Consider the following 20,430-nt stretch of genomic DNA (forward strand, 5'->3'; position numbering starts at 1 on the left):
CCATGACCGCGGCTGTCGCCACGGACTCCCTGCGCCGGACCTTCGGCTCCGTCGTCGCGGTCGACGACCTGACCACGTCGCTGCCCCGTGGCGGCGTGATCGGCCTCGTCGGCCCCAACGGCTCGGGCAAGTCCACCCTCATCCGCATGCTGCTCGGGCTGGTGCGGCCCAGCGCCGGCACCGCCGAGGTCCTCGGCGAACCGATCACCGACCCGCGGGCCTACGCCGGGCAGGTCGGCGCGCTCGTCGAGGGCCCCGCCTTCGTGCCGGGTCTGTCCGCACGGGCCAACCTGGTCTCCCTCGCCCGGCTGCGGCGGCTGCCGGTGAGCCGGGTCGACGAGGTCCTCGACGCCGTCGGCCTCACCGGCCGCGACCGCGAGCCGGTGCGGCGCTTCTCCCTCGGGATGAAGCAGCGCCTCGGGATCGCCGCCGCGCTGCTCCCCGACCCCGCGCTGCTCGTCCTCGACGAGCCGACCAACGGCCTCGACCCCGCCGGCATCGTGGAGATCCGGGCCCTGCTGCAGCGCCTGGGGCGGTCCGGTCGCACCGTGGTCGTGTCCTCGCACCTGCTGTCGGAGATCGAGAGCATCTGCACCCACCTGGTCGTCGTCCGCTTCGGGGTGCTGCTCTACAACGGCACGGTCGCCGACCTGCTTGCCCGCGCCGGCACCCACGTCGACGTCGCCCCCGAGCACGAGGCCGACACCGACCGGCTCGGCCGGGTCCTCGCCGACGCCGGGTGGGCGGTCACCACCGCGGCACCGGGCCTGCTGCGGGTGGCCGCCGACGGCGACGCCGCCGCCGCGGTCAACCGCGCCGCCGCGGGGGCGGGCATCACGCTGCGCGCCCTGACCGCCACCCGGGACACCCTGGAGTCGGTCTTCCTGCAGATGACCGGCGGCGACGACGGCGAGCTGGCGGCCGGCCGCGCGGCCGCGGCGCGCCCCGTCCCCGCGGCCGCCGCGGAGGGAGCCCGGTGACCGCCGTCGTGCGCAGCGAGCTCGTCCGGCTCCGCCGCCGGGGCGTCGTGCTCGGCTGGTCCGGCCTCACGGTGCTCTTCGCCGTGCTGATCAACGTCGTGGTGTTCCAGGTCGTCGAGCCGGGCGGCGCACCGGCGGAGAACGGGCCCGGGGTCTCCTTCCCCTCGGCGGCCGAGCTGCTGGGCCGCGAGGGCATCGTCTCCGGGCTGGGGGCGGCGGCGTCGTTCTTCGGCGTGACCGCGCTGGCCTTCTGGGCGCTGGCCGCGGCCTCCGACACCTCCACCGGCCTCGTGCGGGTGCTCGTCGCCGCCGAACCGCGCCGCTGGCGGCTGCTGCTCGGCAAGTGGACGGCGCTGGCGATCGCGACCGCCGGCGCCACGCTGCTCGCCGTCGTGGTGAACGTCCTGGTGGCCCCGGGCGCCGCCGCAGCGGGCGGCTGGGAGCCCACCGCCTGGGGCCAGGACGTCGTCCCCGTCGTCCTGGGCGCCGCGGTCGACCTGTACCTGTCGCTGCTGGTGTGGGGCACCATCGGCCTGGCCCTGGCCACCCTGACCCGCTCGGCCGGCATCGCGATCGGCATCGGCGTGGGCTGGGTGCTGCTGCTCGAGGCGGTCCTCGGCGCCGCCGTCTCCTCGCTGCGGGACTGGCTGCCGGGCACCACGATCAGCGCGCTGGCCGCCGGCGGCACCGCCGACCTCTCCTACAGTGGCGCCCTGGCGCTGGGGCTGGCCTACGTCGGAGTCGCGGCGCTGGTCTCGGGGATCGTGTTCTCCCGCCGGGACATCACCGACTAGGCAGCAAGGCACACCACCGCGGCGCACCACCGAGACGCGCCACCGACCCGGGGAGGCCCGACCATGCCGCGCGGCACCGACACCCGCGCAGCCCTCATCCGGGCGGCGACCGAGCTCGTGGCCGAGGTGGGCTACCACGACGCCACGACCCGGGCCATCGCCGAGCGCGCCGGCGTCGCGGAGGGCTCCATCTACCGCCACTTCCCGGACAAGCGGGCGCTGTTCGTCGCCGCCGCCGTCGAGGGGCAGCGCGGGCTCACCGAGTGGATGGCCGACCTGCCCGCCCGCGCCGGCGGCCGGCCGGTGGCCGACGTCCTCACCGAGGTGTTCGTCGAGCTGTCCCGGCTGCGGGAGACGGTCGTCCCGCTCGAGCTGGCGATGGCGGCCACGCCGGAGCTGCAGCGCCACCTCGAGGGCGCCGCGCTCGACGAGACCGTCCGGGGGCTGGGCGGGCCGCCCCAGCTGCTCGCCGACTACCTGCGCGCCGAGCGCGACCGGGGCCGGGTGCGCGCCGACCTCGACCCGACGCGGACGGCGGTGGTCCTGCTGGCCACCCTCTTCGGCGTGCAGACCAGCCCCCTGGCCGGTCCCGGCGGGCTGGACGGGCCGGGCATCCGCGAGCTGGTGTCGGTGTTCGTCGACGGCATCGCGCCGCGGCCGGATCCCCCCGCGCGCGCCGGGTAGCCGGCGTCCGGGTCAGGCCGTCAGCGCCCGACGCCAGGCCCCCGGGTCGCGGACGGGGTGGCCGTGGACCGGCACGACCAGCGCCGGCTCCAGCTCCGCCAGGCGGCGCCGGGAGCGGCGGACCTCGCCGGCGTCGTGGTGCAGCGACTCGGGCAGGTTCAGCCACCGCGGGTGGGCGGGGTCGCGGGACAGGTTGAGCGGGGCGTCGCCCACCACCAGGGTGCGGTCGGCCTCCCGCCACAGCGCGATGTTGCCGGGGCTGTGGCCGGGGACCTCCAGCACGCGGAAGGAGCCGACGGCGTCGCCCTCGCGCAGCCGCCGGTCGACCGTCGCGCGCGCGGGCTCGATGAGCCCGGCGACCACCCGCCCCGCCCGGCTGGCCACCGTGTCGATGCGCCCGGACTCGAACCGGTCGGCGTCCCCCGAGCCCATCTCCAGCGGGGCGCCGAGCGTGGCGCACAGCCAGGCCGTCGACCCCAGGTGGTCGGCGTGGGCGTGGGTCACGACGTGGGCGGAGACGTCGCGGCCGCGCAGCAGGCCGGCCAGGCGGCGCCGGGACCAGCGCAGCCCGGAGTCGACGACGACGTCGTCGACCACCACCAGGTTGATCCACGGTCCGGGCACCGTCGGGGCGCTCCACACGCCGTCGGTGAGCTGCCGCAGGCCGTCGCGCACGCCGCGGAGTCTGCCGCAGCCGGGCGCCCGACGGGACCGCCGCGGCGCGGGGCCGGGACCGGCCGCGGGCCCTAGCATCGGCGCGGTGCCCGACCGCTCGCACGCCCAGGTCGTCCTGGGCCAGCAGGTGTACCCGGTGCTCGAGCAGTGCCGCAGGCCCGAGGTCCTGTGGGCCAAGCTCGCCACCGGCAACTACGACTGGCTCGGGGTCCGGCGCAACGGTAAGTACGTGCTGGGCCGCCCACGGCTGTCCGCCGTCGTCCCGGAGGAGCCCGGTCCCCCGCCCGACGACGCCCGGGAGCCGCACCGCATCGAGTCCCTGGCGCCGCTGCAGCAGGTGCCGCGGTGGGAGGCCTACGCCACCCCCGAGGAGGCCCTCGACACCTTCGCCCGGCTGGTGCGGGGCGACCCGATCACCCCGCTGCGCACCTCCGGCGTCTGGCGGGCCCGGCTGGTGCTCGACGGCCGGCCGGTCGAGGAGCGCCTCGTCGTCCGCCCACTCCCCCGGCTGCTCTGAGCCGGGCACGGCGGTGCCCGCCACCCCGGTGGTCGGGGCGGCGGGCACCGGCGGAGGAGGCGGTCAGCCGCCGTGCACGCCGACCGGGGCCTCGCGGACCTCGCCCGGGGAGTGCGTCCGGAAGTCGTCCTCGAGCTCCTCGAGCGTCCGCCCGCGGGTCTCCGGCGCGAACTTCGTCACGAAGACGAGCGAGCCGACGTTGACCAGCGCGAAGAGCCCGAAGGTGGCGGTGGCGCCCAGCGCCTCGACCAGCGGCGGGAACGCGAAGGAGATGGCCGCGTTGACCGTCCACAGGACGAAGACGGCGATGCCCATCGCGAACCCGCGGATCGTCATCGGGAAGATCTCCGACAGCAGCAGCCACACCAGCGTGCCGATGAACGTCTGCACGAAGAAGACGACGAACAGCATCGCGGCGAGGATCAGGTAGCTGCGGAACGTCGACTCCGGCAGCAGGAACGACAGCGCCAGCACCGCGTGCCCGGCCGCGACCCCGGTGAAGCCGGTGAGCAGCAGGGGCCGGCGGTTGTGGCGCCCGATCAGCCAGATCCCGAAGACCGTGCCGATGATCGCCACCACGCCGACGGTGATGGTCAGGATGAGCGAGGCGCTGTTGCCCAGGCCGGTCGACTTCAGGATGGTCGGGGCGTAGTAGTTCACGGTGTTGATGCCGGTGGCCTGCTGCACCGTGGCCAGGCCGCAGCCGATCCAGAGGATGCGGCGCATCCAGGGGAAGGCCCGCAGGTCGCGCAGTGCCGCGCCCTTGTCCTCGCCGACGTCGCGCCGGGCGTGCGCGGCGATGACGTTGTACTCCTCGGCCGCCTCGGCCGGCTCGCGGCTCAGGCCCAGCACCCGCCGGGTGTCCTGCAGCCGGCCGCGGACGGCGTACCAGCGCGGCGAGTCCGGCAGGAAGAACATCCCGACGAACAGTGCGATCGCGGGCACCGTGGCCACGCCGAGCATCCACCGCCACACGTGCGGGTCGTGGATGAGGGCGTCGAGCAGGGCGTTCATCGCGAAGGCGAGGAACTGGCCGGTGACGATCATCAGCTCGTTGATGGTGACCATCCGACCCCGCCGGTCGGCCGGCGCCATCTCGGCGAGGTACAGCGGGCAGGTCACCGCGGCCGCACCGACCCCGAAGCCCAGCAGGATCCGGCCGGTGGTCATGACCACCACGTTGGGCGCGATCGCGCAGATGAGCGCGCCGCTCAGGAACAGCCCGGCGCAGACGAGCAGGCTGCCCTTGCGGCCGAGTGCGTCGGCGAGCTTGCCGCCGAGCAGCGCGCCGAACGCCGCGCCGGGGAACAGCAGCGAGCTGACGACGACGGCCTCGCTGAGGGTGGTGAGGGCGAGGTCCTCCTTCATGTACAGCAGGGCGCCGGAGATGACGCCGGTGTCGTAGCCGAACAGCAGACCCCCGAGTGTGGAGATCACCGTCAGCTTGAGGAGGAACCGGTTGTGCGCCGGCGAGCGCTGGACGCCGGTGGACGTCCGGGTGGACGAGTGGATCGACATGGGCCGCTCTTTCGGGAGGAGGGCGTCATGGCCCCGGGGGCAGGGATGGCGGGAGGTCGGTCTCAGGGGTGCGGGAGGCGGCGGTCACGGCGCCGGTCGGGAGCCGGGACGGGGTCGGGGTCCCGGCCGCGGTGCCGGCTGCGGGGCCGGCCGCAGGGCGCGCGGGGGCGGGCGGGCCGCCGCGCCGGGAGGGACCGGTGGGCGCCCGGGGCGGAACGGGGCCGCGGTGCGGACGGGGCGCACGGGGTGCGGGCCGGTCGGCGAGCCGGGCGCGGGCGCCCGAGGGCGTCGCGGAGGATGACCGCGTGCCCTTCTGGCGCCGGAGCCGGCGTGCGCCCGTGCGCGAGTCGGTGGGCGGCTTCGCGCTCCTGGTGCGCCGGCGCGGCCGGTCGGCAGTGCTCCGCGCGCTGCGGATGACCGGCGCGACGGTGGCGGCGTTCCTCGTGGCGCAGGCCGCCGGACTGCAGGACCCGCCCCCGCTGATCGCCGCGCTGACCGCGCTGCTGGTCGTCCAGGCCACCTTGAGCAGCACGCTGGTCAACGGGGTGCAGCGGGTGCTGAGCGTGGTCTGCGGCGTCGCGCTGGCGGTGCTGTTCGTCGCCGTCGTGGGGCTGAGCTGGTGGAGCCTCGCCGCCCTGGTCGCCGCGGCGATCGTCGTCGGCCAGCTGCTGCGGCTGGGGCCGCACCTGGTCGAGGTGCCGATCAGCGCCATGCTCGTGCTCGGCGTGGGCGCCTCGGGCGCGGGAGCCGTCGGGAGCGACCGGGTCCTGGAGACGCTGCTGGGCGCGGCGGTCGGCATGCTCGTCAACGTCGTGTTCCCGCCGGCGGTGCAGACCCGCTACGCGGTCCGGTCGGTCGAGCGCTTCGCCGGCGAGATCGCGGCCCTGCTCGACGACGCCGCGGCCGTGCTCGCGGCCGGGCCGGTCACCGCCGAGCGGTCGACGCGCTGGCTGCAGGACGCGCGCCGGCTCAACCGGCACGTCCCCCGGCTGGACCGGGCGCTCACCCACGCCGAGGAGAGCCGCCGGCTCAACGTGCGCGCGCTGCGCTCCCCGTGGGCGACCGCCGGGATGCGCGCCGGCCTCGACGCGCTGGAGTACACGTCGGTCTCGCTGCGCACCCTGTTCCGCGCGATCGACGACGCCACCCGGGAGCGCACCGGGGTGCACGACGACGCCGAGTACGCCGACACCGTCCGCCGCACGACGGCGAGCCTGCTGGCCCGGATGAGCACGGTGGTCCGCGAGTTCGGCCGCGTCCTGACCGGCGCGCCCGGCGACGGCCGGCTCCCCCGCGCGCTGGCGGCGCTGGCCAGCGGCCGCGAGGTGGTGGCCGACCTGCTCATCGGCGACCCGCGCAGCCGGTCGGGGCTGTGGGAGCTGAACTCGGCGCTGCTGACCACCGTGGACCGGATGCTCGACGAGCTCGGCCCCGCGCCCTCGGCGGAGGCCACGGCCGGCCAGGGGGGCGCCGGCCGCGTGGCGCTGCGGGCCGGCCAGCGGCTGCGGCCGGGCCGCCGCCCGTCCGGAGGGCGGGGGCACGGCCCGTCCTGAGAGCGGGGCGCCGTCGGCGGCGGCCGGGGGGTGTGCGGGCACGACGTCCCTCCTTCCGGACGCGGGTGGGCGGGCGGGGACCCGGGGGTCAGAGGTCGCCGTCGAGGAACTGGGCCCGGCCCAGTCCGAAGGACCAGTCGGCCCGGGTGTTGGCGGCGACGGAGACGACGAGGTCGCCCGGCGCCAGGCCGGTGACCTCGCCGAGGCGGCGGCACAGGCCGGCGTACAGCGCGCGCTTCTGCTCGTCGCTGCGGCCCTGCTGGAACACCTGCAGCACGACGAGGTCGTCGGTTCGCTCGATGCCCAGGCCGGTGTCCTCGCAGATGAGCTGCCCGGGCCGGTGCTCGGTGATCACCTGGTAGCGGTCACCGGGCGGCGCGGCGAAGACGTCGAGCAGCACCTCCTGGACCGTGTCGGCCAGCAGGCGGAGCTGTTCGGGGCTGCGCCGCCCCTCGACGACGTCGATGCGCACCAGCGGCACGGGGCCTCCCTCGGCAGGTGGTGTGCCGGCGTGACGCCGGCCACATGCCGAGGAACTATGTCAGGACATTAGGACTTTGTGAAGACCCCGTCACGAAGTCGGCCCGCGGGCGCGCGGCGGCGCCACCCCGGGGCCGGTCCGGCGGTGCGGGCGTCGGTGCAGGTGGGAGGAAGGTGGGGCGAGGGCGGCGGGAGGGACCTCAGCGGCCGACGAGCGTCGTCTCGAAGTCGTACCGCGAGGCGCGGTAGACGTGCCGGCCGTGCTCCACGGGGGTGCCCTTGTCGTCGAAGGCGGTGCGCTGCATGGTCAGCAGCGCCGAGCGCGGCGGCTCGCCGAGCAGTCGCGCCTCGTCGGCGCGCGCCAGCCGCGCCCCGATCCGCTGGTGGGCCACCCGCAGGTGGATCCCCTGGGAGCGCAGGTACTGGTAGAGCCCGCGCTCGGCGAGGTCGGCGGCCGTGGGCTCGAGGCGACCGGGCAGGTAGTTGGTCAGGATGGCCAGGGGCTCACCGCGGGTCCGGCGCAGCCGGCGCAGCGCGACGACCTCCTCGCCGGCGGCGAGGTCGAGCTCCTGGGCGACGTCGGCCGGCGCGGGCACCCGCTCCAGCGAGAGCACCTCCGTCGACGGCGCCTCGCCGCTGCGGGCCAGGTCGTCGTAGAGGCTGGTGAGCTCGACCGACCGGCGCACGTGCGGCTGGATGACCTGGGTGCCGACCCCCCGCTTGCGCACCAGCAGCCCCTTGTCGACGAGCTCCTGGACGGCGCGGCGGACGGTCGGGCGCGACAGCCCGTAGGACTGTGCGAGCAGGATCTCGTTCTCGAGCTTCGACCCCGCCGGCAGGTCCCCCTCGGCGATGGCGCGCTCGATGGCCTGCGACAGCTGGAAGTACAGCGGGGTCGGACTCGAGCGGTCGATGTCGAAGCTCGGGGTGACGGCCACCTGGTCCTCCTCGTCGGGGCGCCGGCGGGACGGCGCCCGGCGGTGCGCCCCCGCATCCTCCCATCGCCGCACCGGCCGGACCTCACCTCGGAGGGGCAGTTCGGTGATCACATCCTGCTGTCTTTATGTCCTGACAAAGTCTTGACGCGGTCGTGTGCGGTGGCGCACAGTCCATACACCGCAGCCGACGCACAGGGACGGAGCAACACCGTGCAGACAGCACCCGACGTGGTGGTGATGGGCCGCAGCGGCGTCGACGTCTACCCCCTGCAGACCGGGGTCGGCCTCGAGGACGTGGAGACGTTCGGCAAGTACCTCGGCGGCAGCGCCGCGAACGTCGCCGTCGCCACCGCCCGCCTCGGTCACGACGTCGCCCTGGTCACCGGCGTCGGCGACGACCCCTTCGGCCGCTTCGTCCGCCGGGCCCTGCGCGACCTGGGCGTCGACGACGGGTTCGTCGTCGTCGACGGCGGGCACCCGACGCCGGTCACCTTCTGCGAGGTGTTCCCCCCCGACGACTTCCCGCTCTACTTCTACCGCCGGCCGACCGCACCGGACCTGCAGATCCGGCCCGAGGACGTCGACCCCGCCGCCGTCCGGGACGCCCGGCTGCTGTGGACGACGGTCACCGGCCTGTCCGAGGAGCCCTCCCGCGCGGCCCACCACGCCGCGTGGGCCGCCCGCGGCCGGCGCCGGCACACCGTCCTCGACCTCGACTACCGGCCGGTGTTCTGGTCCTCCCGCGACGAGGCCGCCGACCAGGTGCGCGCGGCGCTGCCGCACGTCACCGTGGCCGTCGGCAACCGCGAGGAGTGCGAGGTCGCCACCGGCGAGACCGATCCCGACCGGGCCGCCGACGCCCTGCTCGACGCCGGGCTGGAGCTCGCCGTCGTCAAGCAGGGACCGCGCGGCGTGCTCGGCAGGACCCGCACCGAGCGGGTCGTCGTCCCGCCCACGCCGGTGGACGTCGTCAACGGCCTCGGCGCCGGCGACGCCTTCGGCGGCTCGCTCGTGCACGGCCTGCTCGCCGGCCTGCCGCTGGAGCAGGTGCTGGTCAACGCCAACGCGGCCGGGGCGATCGTCGCCTCCCGGCTGGAGTGCTCGACCGCGATGCCCACCGCCGACGAGGTCGCCGCCCACATCGCGGCGCACGCTGCCGCGCCCGCCCCCCGACTGGAGGACACCCGTGTCTGACACCGCCCTCGAGCTGCCCGACCTCGGGACCGGCGCGCCGCTGTGCCGCACCTACGCGGAGGTCACCGAGCTGCGCAGCCGGCAGCCGGAGGCGATCGGGAAGGCGCTGGCCGCCCGCCGCCGGCGCCCGGCGTTCCTCCCCGCCGACGGCCGGCTCATGCTCGTCGCCGCCGACCACCCCGCCCGCGGCGCGCTGGCCGCCCAGGGCCGCGCCACCGCGATGAACAGCCGCACCGAGATGCTCGACCGGCTGCGCACCGCCCTCGCCCGCCCCGGCGTCGACGGCCTGCTCGCCACCGCCGACGTCGCCGAGGACCTGCTGCTGCTCGGCGCGCTGGAGGACAAGGTCGTCGTCGCCTCGATGAACCGCGGCGGGCTGGCCGGCTCGGTCTTCGAGATGGACGACCGGATGACCGGCTACGACGTGCGCGGCGTGGTCGAGGCCCGCTTCGACGCGGCCAAGATGCTCAACCGCTTCGACCTCGACGACCCCGGCACCGTCGTCTCGATGGAGGCCGCCGGCCGGGCGGTCACCGAGCTGGCCCGCGCCGGCGTGGTCGCCATGCTCGAGCCGTTCCTGTCCCGCCGCGTGGACGGCCGGGTGGTCAACGACCTCTCCCCCGACGCGGTCATCCGGAGCGTGCACATCGCCCAGGGGCTCGGCGCGACCTCGGCCTACACCTGGCTCAAGCTGCCGGTGGTCGAGGAGATGGAGCGGGTCGTGGACGCCACCACGCTGCCCACCCTGCTGCTCGGCGGGGACCCCTCCCGCCGCCCGGAGGAGACCTACGCGCAGTGGCGCGACGCGCTCGCCCTGCCCTCGGTGCGCGGCCTGGTCGTGGGCCGGACGCTGCTCTACCCGCCCGACGACGACGTCGCCGCCGCCGTGGACACCGCCGTCTCCCTCGTGCACTGAAGGGCCCCTCGTGACGACCACCGCCCGCTCGCCGCACCTGCCCGCCGGCAGCGCCGCCGCCGGGGACTACGCCCTCGAGGTCACCCCCGAGTCCGCCGGCTGGACCCACTCCGGCCTGCGCGTCCTCGAGCTGCCCGCCGGCGGCCGCCACGTCCTCGACACCGGACCCGACGAGGTCCTCGTCGTCCCCCTGCAGGGCGGGGCGGCCGTGACCTGCGACGGCCAGGTGCTCCGCCTCGCCGGCCGCGCCGGCGTCTTCGCCGGACCCACCGACTTCGCCTACCTGCCGCTGGGCAGCACCGCCGAGCTGACCAGCGCGGCCGGCGGCCGGTTCGCGCTGTGCAGCGCCCGCGCCCGCCGCCGGCTGCCCGTCCGGTACGGGCCGGCCGCCGACGTCCCGGTGGAGCTGCGCGGCGCCGGCAGCTGCAGCCGGCAGGTCAACAACTTCGCCACCGCCGGGGTGTTCGACGCCGACGCGATCATCGCCTGCGAGGTGATCACCCCGGGCGGCAACTGGTCGAGCTACCCGCCGCACAAGCACGACGAGACCTCCGAGGCCGAGACCGAGCTGGAGGAGATCTACTACTTCGAGGTCGCCCCCGGCCCGCAGGGCCAGGCCGGCCTGGCCTACCACCGGGTGTACGGCACCCCCGAGCGGCCGATCGACGTGCTCGCCGAGATCCGCGACCGCGACGTCGTGCTGGTCCCCCACGGCTGGCACGGGCCGTCGATCGCCGCCCCCGGCCACGACCTCTACTACCTCAACGTCATGGCCGGGCCCGGCCCCGAGCGCGCCTGGCGCATCGTCGACGACCCCGACCACGCCTGGGTCCGCGGCACCTGGACCGAGCAGGACGTCGACCCCCGCCTGCCCCTGCACGCCCCCACCTCCCAGCAGAACGGAGCGACCCGCCCGTGAGCGCCCCGTCCCACCCCCCGGCCCGGACCGACACCGTCCGGCTGACCGTCTCCCAGGCGGTCGTGCGCTTCCTCGCCGCGCAGCACTCCGAGCGCGACGGGCAGCGGCAGCGCCTGTTCGCCGGCTGCCTGGGCATCTTCGGCCACGGCAACGTCGCCGGCCTCGGCCAGGCGCTGCTGCAGGCCGAGCTCGACGAGCCCGGCGCGCTGCCCTACGTGCTCGGCCGCAACGAGCAGGCGATGGTGCACACCGCCGTCGCCTACGCCCGCGCCAGGGACCGGCTGCAGACCTGGGCGGTCTCCACCAGCGTCGGACCCGGCTCGACCAACATGCTCACCGGCGCGGCGCTGGCCACCATCAACCGGCTGCCGGTGCTGCTGCTGCCCGCCGACACCTTCGCCACCCGCTCGGCCGGGTCGCTGCTGCAGGAGCTGGAGCTGCCCGCCTCCGGCGACGTCACCGTCAACGACGCCTTCCGCCCGGTCTCGCGCTACTTCGACCGCATCTGGCGGCCCGAGCAGCTGCCCGGCGCGCTGCTGTCGGCGATGCGGGTGCTCACCGACCCCGCCGAGACCGGCGCGGTCACCCTCTGCTTCCCGCAGGACGTGCAGGCCGAGGCCTTCGACTGGCCCGTGGAGCTGTTCGCCGAGCGCACCTGGCACGTGGCCCGCCCCCAACCGGAGCCCGCGGCGCTCGCCCGCGCCGTCGAGGTCATCCGCTCCGCCCGCCGGCCGCTCGTCGTCGCCGGGGGCGGGGTGGTCTACTCGCACGCCACCGAGGCCCTCGACGCGTTCGCCAGCGCCACCGGCGTCCCCGTGGCGCAGACCCAGGCCGGGAAGGGCGCGCTGGCCTACGACCACCCGCAGTCGGTGGGCGCCATCGGCTCCACCGGGACGACGGCGGCCAACGCCCTGGCCCGCGACGCCGACGTCGTCATCGGCATCGGCACCCGCTACCAGGACTTCACCACCGCCTCGCGCACCGCCTTCAGCGACCCCGGCGTGCGCTTCGTCAACGTCAACGTCGCCTCCCCCGACGCGGTCAAGCACGCCGGCGTCGCGGTGCAGGCCGACGCCCGCGACACCCTCACCGCGCTGACCCGGGCCCTCGAGGGCTGGTCGGCCGACGACGCCCACCGGGCCCGCGCCACCGAGCTCGCCGCCGCGTGGGAGGCGACGGTGGAGGCCGCCTACCACCCGGAGGTGCCCAGCGCCGGCGAGGGCGGCCGGCTCACCCAGAACGAGGTCATCGGCCTGGTCAACGAGGTGTCCGCACCGCGCGACGTCGTCGTCTGCGCCGCCGGCTCCATGCCCGGCGACCTGCACAAGATGTGGCGGGTCCGCGACCCCAAGGGCTACCACGTCGAGTACGGCTACTCGTGCATGGGCTACGAGATCCCCGGCGGCATCGGCATCCGGATGGCCAGCCCCGACCGCGACGTGTTCGTCATGATCGGCGACGGCTCCTACCTGATGATGCCGACCGAGCTGGTCACCGCCGTCCAGGAGGGCGTCAAGATCGTCGTCGTCCTGGTGCAGAACCACGGCTTCGCCTCCATCGGCGCGCTGTCCGAGCAGCTGGGCTCCCAGCGCTTCGGCACCCGCTACCGCGCCCGCGCCGGCAACGGCCGGCTCGAGGGCGGGCTGCTGCCGGTGGACCTGGCGGCCAACGCCGCCAGCCTCGGCGTCGACGTCCTCACCGCCCAGGACGGGCCGAGCCTGGAGGCGGCGCTGCGCAAGGCGAAGGCGTCGGACCGCACCACCGTCGTCCACGTCGAGACCGACCCGCTCGTCGACGCCCCCTCCAGCGAGTCGTGGTGGGACGTGCCGGTCAGCGAGGTCTCCACCCTCGGGTCCACCCAGCGGGCCCGCGCCGTCTACGAGCAGTGGAAGGCCCGCCAGCACCCCTACCTGACGCCGTCCGAGCGTTCCTGAGCAACCCCTCCGAGGAGAGGAAGACATGACCGTGCAGCAGCCCGGAGGCGCCCGCATCCGCGTCGGGTCGGCACCCGACTCGTGGGGCGTCTGGTTCCCCGACGACCCCCAGCAGGTCCCCTGGCAGCGCTTCCTCGACGAGGTCAGCGCCGCCGGGTACGAGTGGATCGAGCTCGGCCCGTACGGCTACCTGCCCACCGACCCCGCCCGGCTGGGCGAGGAGCTGGCCGCCCGCGGCCTGCGCGTCTCGGCCGGGACGGTGTTCGAGCACCTGCACCGGCCCGACTCCTGGGACGACGTGTGGCACCAGGTCGGCGACGTCGCCACGCTCACCGCCGCGATGGGCGGCACCCACGTGGTGGTCATCCCCGACGTGTGGCGCGACCACCGGACCGGGGAGGCCGTCGAGCCGCGCGAGCTGACCGCCGAGGCCTGGGCGCGCCTGGCCGCGGGCATCGACCGGCTGGGCCGGGCGGTGCAGGAGGAGTTCGGCCTGTCCATCGCCTTCCACCCACACGCCGACAGCCACGTCGGGCGCCAGCCCGACATCGAGCGGTTCCTCGCCGAGACCGACCCGCGGTACGTGCCGCTGTGCCTGGACACCGGCCACGTCAGCTACTACGGCGGCGACAACCTCGACCTGGTCCGCCGCTACCCGGAGCGGATCGGCTACCTGCACCTCAAGCAGGTCGACCCCGCCGTGATCGAGCGGGTGCACGCCGAGGACGTGCCGTTCCCGCAGGCGGTGCAGCTGGGCGCCATGATCGAGCCGCCGCACGGGGTGCCCGACCTGCCGCCGCTGCTGGCGGAGGTCGACCGGCTGGGCCTGGACGTGTTCGCCATCGTCGAGCACGACCTCTACCCCTGCCCGCCCGACGTCCCGCTGCCCATCGCGCAGCGCACCCACCGCCTCATCGGCTCCTGCGGGCTGCGCTCGCTGGAGATCGGCCGCCCCCGCACCCCCGTGCAGGAGCCGGTGTGACGGCGACCGAGGTCCTCCCCGCCTCCCCCGCGACCGGTGCCGCCCCGGCGGAGCTGCGGGTCGCCGTCCTCGGCGTCGGGCTGATGGGCGCCGACCACGTCGCCCGGCTGACCCGCCGGGTCTCCGGCGCCCGCGTGGCCGTCGTCAGCGACGCGGCCACCCAGCGCGCCGACCAGGTCGCCGCCGGGGTGCCCGGCTGCCGGGTGGTCCCCGACCCGCTCGCCGCGATCGCCGACCCGGGGATCGACGCGGTCGTCATCGCCACCCCCGGCCGGTTCCACGAGGAGCAGGTGCTCGCCTGCATCGAGCGCGGGATCCCGGTGCTGTGCGAGAAGCCGCTGACCATGGACGCCGCCAGCTCGCTGCAGATCGTCCGCGCCGAGGACGCCCACACCGCGCGCACCGGCCGGCGGCTGGTGCAGGTCGGCTTCATGCGCCGCTTCGACCCCGAGTACGCCGCGCTGCGCGAGCTCGTCGCCTCCGGCGGGCTCGGTGAGCCCCTGCTGGTGCACTGCGCGCACCGCAACCCCGCCGTCCCGCCGGGCGTCACCACCGAGTCGATCGTCAACGACTCCGTGGTGCACGAGGTCGACGTCGCCCGGTTCCTGCTCGGCGAGGAGATCGCCGCGGTCACCGTCCTGACCCCGCGGTCGACCCGGCACGCCGCCGAGGGGCTGTCGGACCCGCTGCTGGTGCTCCTGGAGACCTCCGGCGGCCGGCTGGTCGACGTCGAGTGCTTCGTGAGCACGGGCCTGGCCTACGAGGTGCGCACCGAGGTGGTCGGCGAGGACGGCAGCGCGGTGATCGGCCTGCCGCAGGGCCTGGTCCGGCAGTCCGCCGGCCCGGGCGGCGCCGTCCGCGGCACCGGGCTCACCCCCGGCTTCCGCGAGCGCTTCGGCCTCGCCTACGACGTCGAGCTGCAGCGCTGGGTCGACGCCGCCCGGCAGGGCGACGTCGACGGCCCCGGCGCGTGGGACGGCTACGCGGCGCAGGCGGTCTGCGCCGCGGGGGTGGAGGCGCTGCGCACCGGCCGGCGCACCGAGGTCCGGATGGAGTCGCGAGGAGGAAACCCGTCATGAGGATCGCGCTGGACCCGCAGATGCTGCGGACCACGCCGCTGCTCCAGCTGCCCGACGTGGTGGCCGGCATGGGCTACGAGTGGATCGAGCTCTCGCCCCGCGAGGACTTCGTCCCGTTCTTCAAGCACCCCCGCGTCGACACCGCCACCGTGCGGGCGTTCAAGAGCCGGCTCGCCGACGCCGGCGTCGGCATCACCTCGCTGCTGCCGGTGATGCGCTGGTCCGGGCCCGGTGAGGTCGAGCGGCAGGCGGCGGTGCGCTACTGGCGCCGGACCATCGAGATCTGCGTCGAGCTCGGCGTCGACACGCTCAACAGCGAGTTCAACGGCCGCCCCGAGGCGCCCGAGCTCGCCGAGGCGATGTTCTGGCGCTCCATGGAGGAGCTGCTCCCACTCCTGGAGCGGGAGGGCCTCAAGCTCGCCCTCGAGCCGCACCCCGACGACTTCATCGAGCTCGGCCGCCCCGCGATCGACGCCATCCGCGGCATCGACAGCCCGTGCGTGTCCTTCCTCTACTGCACGCCGCACACCTTCCACCAGGGCGACGACGCCCCCGGCATCATCGCCGCGGCCGGCGACCTGCTCACCCACGTGCACGTCGCCGACTCGATGGACCACCGCGCCTCCGACGGGCTGCGCTACATCACCAACCCGCCGGGCAACACCACCCGCGTCCACCAGCACATGGAGATCGGGCGCGGCGACGTCGACTTCGACGAGGCCTTCGCCGCCCTCGCCGGGATCGGCTTCGACGGCGTCCTGACCACCTGCGTCTTCGGCTGGGACGACCAGGCCCGCGAGTCGGGCACCCGCATGCTCGGCGCCATCCGCGAGCTGGTCACCAAGCACTTCCCCGACGGCACCCTCACCTGAGGAGCACCCCATGACCACGCACATCCCGCACTGGATCGACGGCGCCCGCCGCGAGGGCACCAGCGGCCGCACCGGCGAGGTGACCGACTCGGCCACCGGCGAGGTGCTCGGCGAGGTCGCCCTCGCCTCGACCGAGGAGGTCGACGCCGCCGTCGCCGCCGCCGTCGCCGCCTTCCCCCGCTGGCGGGACACCTCGCTGGCCAAGCGCACCGCGGTGCTGTTCCGCTTCCGCGAGCTGCTCAACGCCCGCAAGCCCGAGCTGGCCGCGATCATCACCGCCGAGCACGGCAAGGTCCTCGACGACGCCCTCGGCGAGGTCTCCCGCGGCCAGGAGGTCGTCGAGTACGCCTGCGGCGTCCCCTCGCTGGTCCGCGGCGGGTTCACCGAGAACGCATCCACCAGCGTCGACGTGTTCTCCATCCGCCAGCCGCTCGGGCCGGTCGCCGTCATCAGCCCGTTCAACTTCCCCGCGATGGTCCCGATGTGGTTCTTCCCCATCGCCATCGCCACCGGCAACACCGTCGTCCTCAAGCCCAGCGAGCAGGACCCCTCGGCGGCGCTGTGGATGGCCGAGCTGTGGAAGGAGGCCGGCCTGCCCGACGGCGTGTTCAACGTCGCGCAGGGCGACAAGGTCGCCGTCGACCGGCTCCTGGAGCACCCCGACGTCAAGGCGGTGTCCTTCGTCGGCTCCACGGCGATCGCGAAGTACGTGTACGAGACCGGCACCCGGCACGGCAAGCGGGTGCAGGCCCTCGGCGGGGCGAAGAACCACATGGTGGTGCTCCCCGACGCCGACCTCGACCTGGCCGCCGACCAGGCGGTCAACTCCGGCTTCGGCTCCGCCGGCGAGCGGTGCATGGCCATCAGCGCGGTGCTCGCCGTCGGCGGCATCGGCGACGACCTGGTCGCCCGCATCGCCGAGCGCACCCGCACGCTGCGCACCGGCGACGGCCGCAAGGGCTGCGACATGGGCCCGCTGATCAGCCGCAGGCACCGCGACCGCGTCGAGTCCTACGTCGAGGCCGGGGAGCAGGAGGGCGCGAAGGTCGTCGTCGACGGCCGGCAGGTGCAGCCCGACGGCGCCGAGGACGGCTTCTGGCTCGGCCCCACGCTGGTCGACCACGTCGAGCCGCACATGAGCGTCTACACCGACGAGATCTTCGGCCCGGTGCTGTCGGTGCTGCGGGTCGACACCTACGACGACGCCGTCGCGCTGATCAACCGCAACGAGTACGGCAACGGGACGGCGATCTTCACCAACGACGGCGGCGCCGCCCGGCGCTTCCAGCACGAGGTGGAGGTCGGGATGATCGGCATCAACGTGCCCATCCCGGTGCCGATGGCCTACTACTCCTTCGGCGGGTGGAAGAACAGCCTCTTCGGCGACTCCCACGCCCACGGCGCCGAGGGCGTGCACTTCTACACCCGGGGCAAGGTCGTCACCTCCCGCTGGCTCGACCCCAGCCACGGCGGCCTCAACCTCGGTTTCCCGCAGAACGCCTGACACCGCGCCGCTGCCGGCGGGCCCCCGCCGGCAGCGGCTCCCCCACCCGCAGAGACGAGGAACAGGACAGGACATGGCCTTCACGGCGTTCGACCCCCACCGCTTCGCGGGCCGGGTCGCCTTCATCAGCGGAGCCGGGCGCGGGCAGGGCCGGCAGTTCGCCGTCGACCTCGCGACGGAGGGCGCGGACATCATCGGCTTCGACATCTGCGAGGACATCCCCGGCGCCAGCACCCCCATGGCCACGAAGGCCGACCTGGAGGAGACCCGCGCCCTGGTCGAGGCCACCGGGCGGCGGATGGTCGCCGAGCGGGCCGACGCCCGGGACTACGCCTCGGTCGAGGCGGTGCTGGCCAAGGGCCTCGAGCGGTTCGGCCGGGTCGACGTCGTGGTGGCCAACGCGGGGATCTGCTGCGGCGCCGGGCCGTTCTGGGAGATCGGCCTGCAGGAGTGGAAGGACACCGTCGAGACCGACCTCACCGGGGTCTGGCACACCGTCCGCGCCGCCACCCCCGCGATGATCGAGGGCGGCCACGGCGGCGCCATCGTCATGGTCGCCTCCGCGGGGGCCACCAAGGGCTTCCCGAACATCACCCACTACGTGGCGGCCAAGACGGCGCTGGTGGGCATGCTCAAGCCGATGGCCGCCGAGCTCGGCCCGCACTCCATCCGGGTCAACGCGCTGTCGCCGACCAACGTCAACACCGCGATCTACATGACCGAGACGAACAAGCGGCTCTTCCTGCCGGACAACCCCGCGCCGACCGACGAGGAGTACGAGATCGCCTCCCGGCCGCAGCACGTGCTCCCCATCGGCTGGATGGAGACCCGCGACACCTCGGCCGCCCTGCGGTTCCTGGCCTCCGACGACGCCCGCTACATCACGGGCCTGGAGCTGCGGGTCGACGCCGGCGTCGTGCTGCGCTGACCCGCCGGCCGGCTGCCGCGCCCCGTCCGCGTCGCGGCAGCCGGCGGGCGGACCCGGCAGCGGGCCAGGGTGCCTCACGGGCGCGAGGGCCCCGCCCGGGCGCCGAGGGTGGGTCACCGGCACCCTGCGCACCGGAGAGGAACCCCGGCCATGGCCTCCGACCACCTGCCCACCACCCGCCGCCTCGAACGGCTCCTCCAGAACGACGACCCCCGCGCCGAGGACCGCGGGCCCGACGACGGCGAGGACGCGCGGTGGGCGGTCGGGGCCGACTTCTCCCTCGACGGCGCCACCGACTGGGTCAACTCCCCGCCGCTGAGCGGCGCCGACCTGCGCGGCCGCGTCGTCGCGGTGAACTTCTGGACCCTCACGTGCATCAACTGGCTGCGCCAGCTGCCCTACGTGCGCGCCTGGGAGGAGGCGTGGCGCGACGCGGGGCTGGTCGTCGTCGGCGTGCACTCGCCGGAGTTCTCCTTCGAGCACGACGTCGCCGAGGTCCGCCGCGCCGTGGAGGCCCGCTCGATCCGCTACCCCGTCGCCGTCGACTCCCACTTCGTGGTGTGGCGGTCCTTCCACAACCACTTCTGGCCGGCCCTGTACCTGGTCGACGCCGAGGGGCGGCTGCGCCACCACGCCTTCGGCGAGGGCGGCTACGAGGAGACCGAGTCGGTGCTGCGGCGGCTGCTCACCGAGGCCGGGGCCGGTGACCTCGGGCCCGAGCCGGTGCCGGTCGACGCCCGCGGCGTCGAGGCGCCCGCGGACTGGGACACGCTGCGCTCCGCGGAGAACTACCTCGGCTACGACCGGACCACCGGGTTCGCCTCCCCGGGCCGGCTGGTCGCCGACCGGGCGCACGTCTACGCCACGCCCGCGCGGATGCGCTCCGGGCACTGGGCGCTGGCCGGCGCGTGGACCATCGGCCGCGAGGCCTCGGTGGTCGAGGACCCGGGCGGGCGGCTGACCTGCCGGTTCCACGCCCGCGACCTGCACCTGGTCGTGGCGCCGCCGGCCGGCGGGAGCGCACGCATCCGCGTGCGGCTCGACGGCCGCCCGCCGGGCACCGACTCCGGGGAGGACGTCGACGCCTCCGGCGAGGGCGTGGTCACCGAGCCGCGGCTGTACCAGCTGCTGCGACGGCGGGGCGCGGTCACCGACGCCACCGCGGAGATCGAGTTCCTCGACCCGGGCGCCGGGATCTACGCCTTCACCTTCGGCTGAGCCTCGCCTCCCGCCTCCCGCCTCCCGCCTCGGACGGCTCCCGCGGTGGTCTGCCCACTCCTGCGGCGACGCAGCACCGCAGGAGCGGGCACGACACCGCAGGAGCACCGAGCCGGGACCGACCCGAGCGCGGAGCTCGGGCGCACACCACCCGCGGACCGACCCCCGTGCGCCGGTCCGCGGGACGGTCAGCCGGCGGCGGGGACCGCGCGGCGGCTGCGGCGCAGCAGCACCGCGCCCACGCCGGCGGCCAGGGCCACGCCGATGGCCGCACCGGTCCCGTTGCCGTCGGCCGGCATCTGGGTCGACGGCGGGCAGGCGGTGTCGGTCTCGCGGGCGGCGAGGTTGGTGCTGCCCAGGTGCCACACCGGCCCGCCGCCGCGGGTCACCGTCACCGAGAACACGCCGCGCCGCAGACCGGGGGCGAAGCGGGTCGGCTGGGGGGCGCCGTAGCCGGTGGGCGTCACCTGGTTCGCCGGCCCGACGGGGATGTCGACGGTCGCGCCGGTCCGGTTGTCGTAGCCGAACACCGCCGTCCAGCTGCCGTCGCCGTTCCGGACGACACAGTCGACGACCGGGACGACGTCGGGCGGGGCGGAGCGGTTCGGTGCCGCACCGGCCGTGCCGGGGGTCAGCGCGACGACGGCGCCGACCGCCGCGGCGGCGGCGATCCGCAGCGCGCGGGACCGGCCGCGGCGGGGCGGGGTGCTCCTCGTGGGCGACGTCATGGGGCTGGTTGTCCTGT

20 protein-coding genes are annotated in these 20,430 nt (G+C 75.4%); 15 read left to right on the top strand and 5 right to left on the bottom strand.

What is annotated here, in order from left to right:
* Positions 1-2: 2 nt before the first annotated feature.
* The 3 genes from ACI780_RS14825 to ACI780_RS14835 all read left to right on the top strand — a co-directional run bounded on the left by ACI780_RS14825 (position 3) and on the right by ACI780_RS14835 (position 2,458).
* Complete coding sequence (locus ACI780_RS14825) at positions 3-980, top strand: ABC transporter ATP-binding protein (protein ID WP_456872582.1); 978 nt, start codon at positions 3-5, stop codon at positions 978-980.
* The gene (locus ACI780_RS14830; RefSeq protein WP_457003793.1) at positions 977-1,774 is read left to right on the top strand and encodes an ABC transporter permease subunit; all 798 of its coding nucleotides are present in this window, start codon (positions 977-979) and stop codon (positions 1,772-1,774) included. Before ACI780_RS14825 ends, ACI780_RS14830 begins: the two co-directional genes overlap by 4 nt.
* 63 nt (positions 1,775-1,837) lie before the next feature.
* Entirely contained in the window at positions 1,838-2,458 is a 621-nt protein-coding gene (locus ACI780_RS14835; RefSeq protein ID WP_456872584.1) for a TetR/AcrR family transcriptional regulator, read from the top strand.
* Between the two features lie 12 nt (positions 2,459-2,470).
* On the opposite strand, the gene ACI780_RS14840 is transcribed toward ACI780_RS14835, so the two are convergent.
* Entirely contained in the window at positions 2,471-3,133 is a 663-nt protein-coding gene (locus ACI780_RS14840) for an MBL fold metallo-hydrolase (RefSeq protein ID WP_456872585.1), read from the bottom strand.
* Between the two features lie 85 nt (positions 3,134-3,218).
* Here ACI780_RS14840 and ACI780_RS14845 point away from each other — a divergent pair, with 85 nt between their 5' ends.
* Positions 3,219-3,650, top strand: coding sequence for a hypothetical protein (locus ACI780_RS14845; RefSeq protein WP_456872586.1), 432 nt, complete (start codon positions 3,219-3,221; stop codon positions 3,648-3,650).
* A gap of 63 nt (positions 3,651-3,713) precedes the next feature.
* Here the strand turns inward: ACI780_RS14845 and ACI780_RS14850 are convergent, their stop codons facing one another.
* Positions 3,714-5,168, bottom strand: coding sequence for a sugar porter family MFS transporter (locus ACI780_RS14850; protein WP_456872587.1), 1,455 nt, complete (start codon positions 5,166-5,168; stop codon positions 3,714-3,716).
* Positions 5,169-5,473: 305 nt separating this feature from the next.
* On the opposite strand from ACI780_RS14850, the gene ACI780_RS14855 reads away from it, so the two are divergent.
* Entirely contained in the window at positions 5,474-6,721 is a 1,248-nt protein-coding gene (locus ACI780_RS14855; protein ID WP_456872588.1) for an FUSC family protein, read from the top strand.
* Positions 6,722-6,809: 88 nt separating this feature from the next.
* On the opposite strand, the gene ACI780_RS14860 is transcribed toward ACI780_RS14855, so the two are convergent.
* Together ACI780_RS14860 and ACI780_RS14865 are read right to left on the bottom strand one after the other, a co-directional pair.
* Positions 6,810-7,202, bottom strand: a complete 393-nt coding sequence (locus ACI780_RS14860; protein ID WP_456872589.1) for a tautomerase family protein — start codon at positions 7,200-7,202, stop codon at positions 6,810-6,812.
* A gap of 199 nt (positions 7,203-7,401) precedes the next feature.
* Positions 7,402-8,139 carry a GntR family transcriptional regulator gene (locus ACI780_RS14865; RefSeq protein WP_456872590.1) on the bottom strand — a complete coding sequence of 246 codons (738 nt, stop codon included), beginning with the start codon at positions 8,137-8,139 and terminating at the stop codon, positions 7,402-7,404.
* A gap of 210 nt (positions 8,140-8,349) precedes the next feature.
* Between ACI780_RS14865 and iolC the strand changes: the two genes are divergently transcribed.
* From iolC to ACI780_RS14915, 10 genes are all read left to right on the top strand, one after another.
* Positions 8,350-9,333, top strand: a complete 984-nt coding sequence (gene iolC, locus ACI780_RS14870; protein WP_457003798.1) for a 5-dehydro-2-deoxygluconokinase — start codon at positions 8,350-8,352, stop codon at positions 9,331-9,333.
* On the top strand, positions 9,326-10,249 hold the full coding sequence (locus ACI780_RS14875; RefSeq protein WP_457003800.1) for a class I fructose-bisphosphate aldolase: 924 nt from the start codon (positions 9,326-9,328) through the stop codon (positions 10,247-10,249). Before iolC ends, ACI780_RS14875 begins: the two co-directional genes overlap by 8 nt.
* Before the next feature lie 10 nt (positions 10,250-10,259).
* On the top strand, positions 10,260-11,168 hold the full coding sequence (gene iolB, locus ACI780_RS14880) for a 5-deoxy-glucuronate isomerase (RefSeq protein ID WP_456872593.1): 909 nt from the start codon (positions 10,260-10,262) through the stop codon (positions 11,166-11,168).
* Positions 11,165-13,102 (top strand): 3D-(3,5/4)-trihydroxycyclohexane-1,2-dione acylhydrolase (decyclizing), encoded by a 1,938-nt coding sequence (gene iolD / locus ACI780_RS14885; protein WP_457003802.1) that lies wholly within the window; start codon positions 11,165-11,167, stop codon positions 13,100-13,102. The genes iolB and iolD overlap by 4 nt, the downstream gene beginning before the upstream one ends.
* A 25-nt stretch (positions 13,103-13,127) precedes the next feature.
* A complete protein-coding gene (locus ACI780_RS14890) occupies positions 13,128-14,084 on the top strand; it encodes a sugar phosphate isomerase/epimerase family protein (protein WP_457003804.1) in 957 nt (318 codons plus the stop codon).
* Entirely contained in the window at positions 14,081-15,163 is a 1,083-nt protein-coding gene (locus ACI780_RS14895; protein ID WP_457003806.1) for a Gfo/Idh/MocA family protein, read from the top strand. Before ACI780_RS14890 ends, ACI780_RS14895 begins: the two co-directional genes overlap by 4 nt.
* The gene (locus tag ACI780_RS14900) at positions 15,160-16,035 is read left to right on the top strand and encodes a sugar phosphate isomerase/epimerase family protein (protein WP_457003808.1); all 876 of its coding nucleotides are present in this window, start codon (positions 15,160-15,162) and stop codon (positions 16,033-16,035) included. The genes ACI780_RS14895 and ACI780_RS14900 overlap by 4 nt, the downstream gene beginning before the upstream one ends.
* Positions 16,036-16,045: 10 nt before the next feature.
* Complete coding sequence (locus ACI780_RS14905; RefSeq protein WP_457003810.1) at positions 16,046-17,539, top strand: CoA-acylating methylmalonate-semialdehyde dehydrogenase; 1,494 nt, start codon at positions 16,046-16,048, stop codon at positions 17,537-17,539.
* 73 nt (positions 17,540-17,612) lie between these two features.
* Positions 17,613-18,467 carry a mycofactocin-coupled SDR family oxidoreductase gene (locus tag ACI780_RS14910; RefSeq protein ID WP_457003812.1) on the top strand — a complete coding sequence of 285 codons (855 nt, stop codon included), beginning with the start codon at positions 17,613-17,615 and terminating at the stop codon, positions 18,465-18,467.
* Between the two features lie 150 nt (positions 18,468-18,617).
* Complete coding sequence (locus ACI780_RS14915; protein ID WP_457003814.1) at positions 18,618-19,685, top strand: redoxin domain-containing protein; 1,068 nt, start codon at positions 18,618-18,620, stop codon at positions 19,683-19,685.
* Positions 19,686-19,873: 188 nt separating this feature from the next.
* Here ACI780_RS14915 and ACI780_RS14920 read toward each other — a convergent pair whose 3' ends face one another.
* The gene (locus tag ACI780_RS14920; protein WP_457003816.1) at positions 19,874-20,413 is read right to left on the bottom strand and encodes a hypothetical protein; all 540 of its coding nucleotides are present in this window, start codon (positions 20,411-20,413) and stop codon (positions 19,874-19,876) included.
* Between the last annotated feature and the right edge of the window lie 17 nt (positions 20,414-20,430).

The sequence above is a fragment of the Geodermatophilus sp. SYSU D00814 genome, from assembly GCF_054050055.1.

Excerpts from the sequence above, each read along its gene's own strand:
- ACI780_RS14825 (WP_456872582.1), top strand. The coding sequence starts at position 3 with ATGACCGCGGCTGTCGCCACGGACTCCCTGCGCCGGACCTTCGGCTCC.
- ACI780_RS14835 (WP_456872584.1), top strand. The coding sequence starts at position 1,838 with ATGCCGCGCGGCACCGACACCCGCGCAGCCCTCATCCGGGCGGCGACC.
- ACI780_RS14850 (WP_456872587.1), bottom strand. The coding sequence starts at position 5,168 with ATGTCGATCCACTCGTCCACCCGGACGTCCACCGGCGTCCAGCGCTCG.
- ACI780_RS14890 (WP_457003804.1), top strand. The coding sequence starts at position 13,128 with ATGACCGTGCAGCAGCCCGGAGGCGCCCGCATCCGCGTCGGGTCGGCA.
- ACI780_RS14900 (WP_457003808.1), top strand. The coding sequence starts at position 15,160 with ATGAGGATCGCGCTGGACCCGCAGATGCTGCGGACCACGCCGCTGCTC.
- ACI780_RS14905 (WP_457003810.1), top strand. The coding sequence starts at position 16,046 with ATGACCACGCACATCCCGCACTGGATCGACGGCGCCCGCCGCGAGGGC.
- ACI780_RS14910 (WP_457003812.1), top strand. The coding sequence starts at position 17,613 with ATGGCCTTCACGGCGTTCGACCCCCACCGCTTCGCGGGCCGGGTCGCC.
- ACI780_RS14915 (WP_457003814.1), top strand. The coding sequence starts at position 18,618 with ATGGCCTCCGACCACCTGCCCACCACCCGCCGCCTCGAACGGCTCCTC.
- ACI780_RS14920 (WP_457003816.1), bottom strand. The coding sequence starts at position 20,413 with ATGACGTCGCCCACGAGGAGCACCCCGCCCCGCCGCGGCCGGTCCCGC.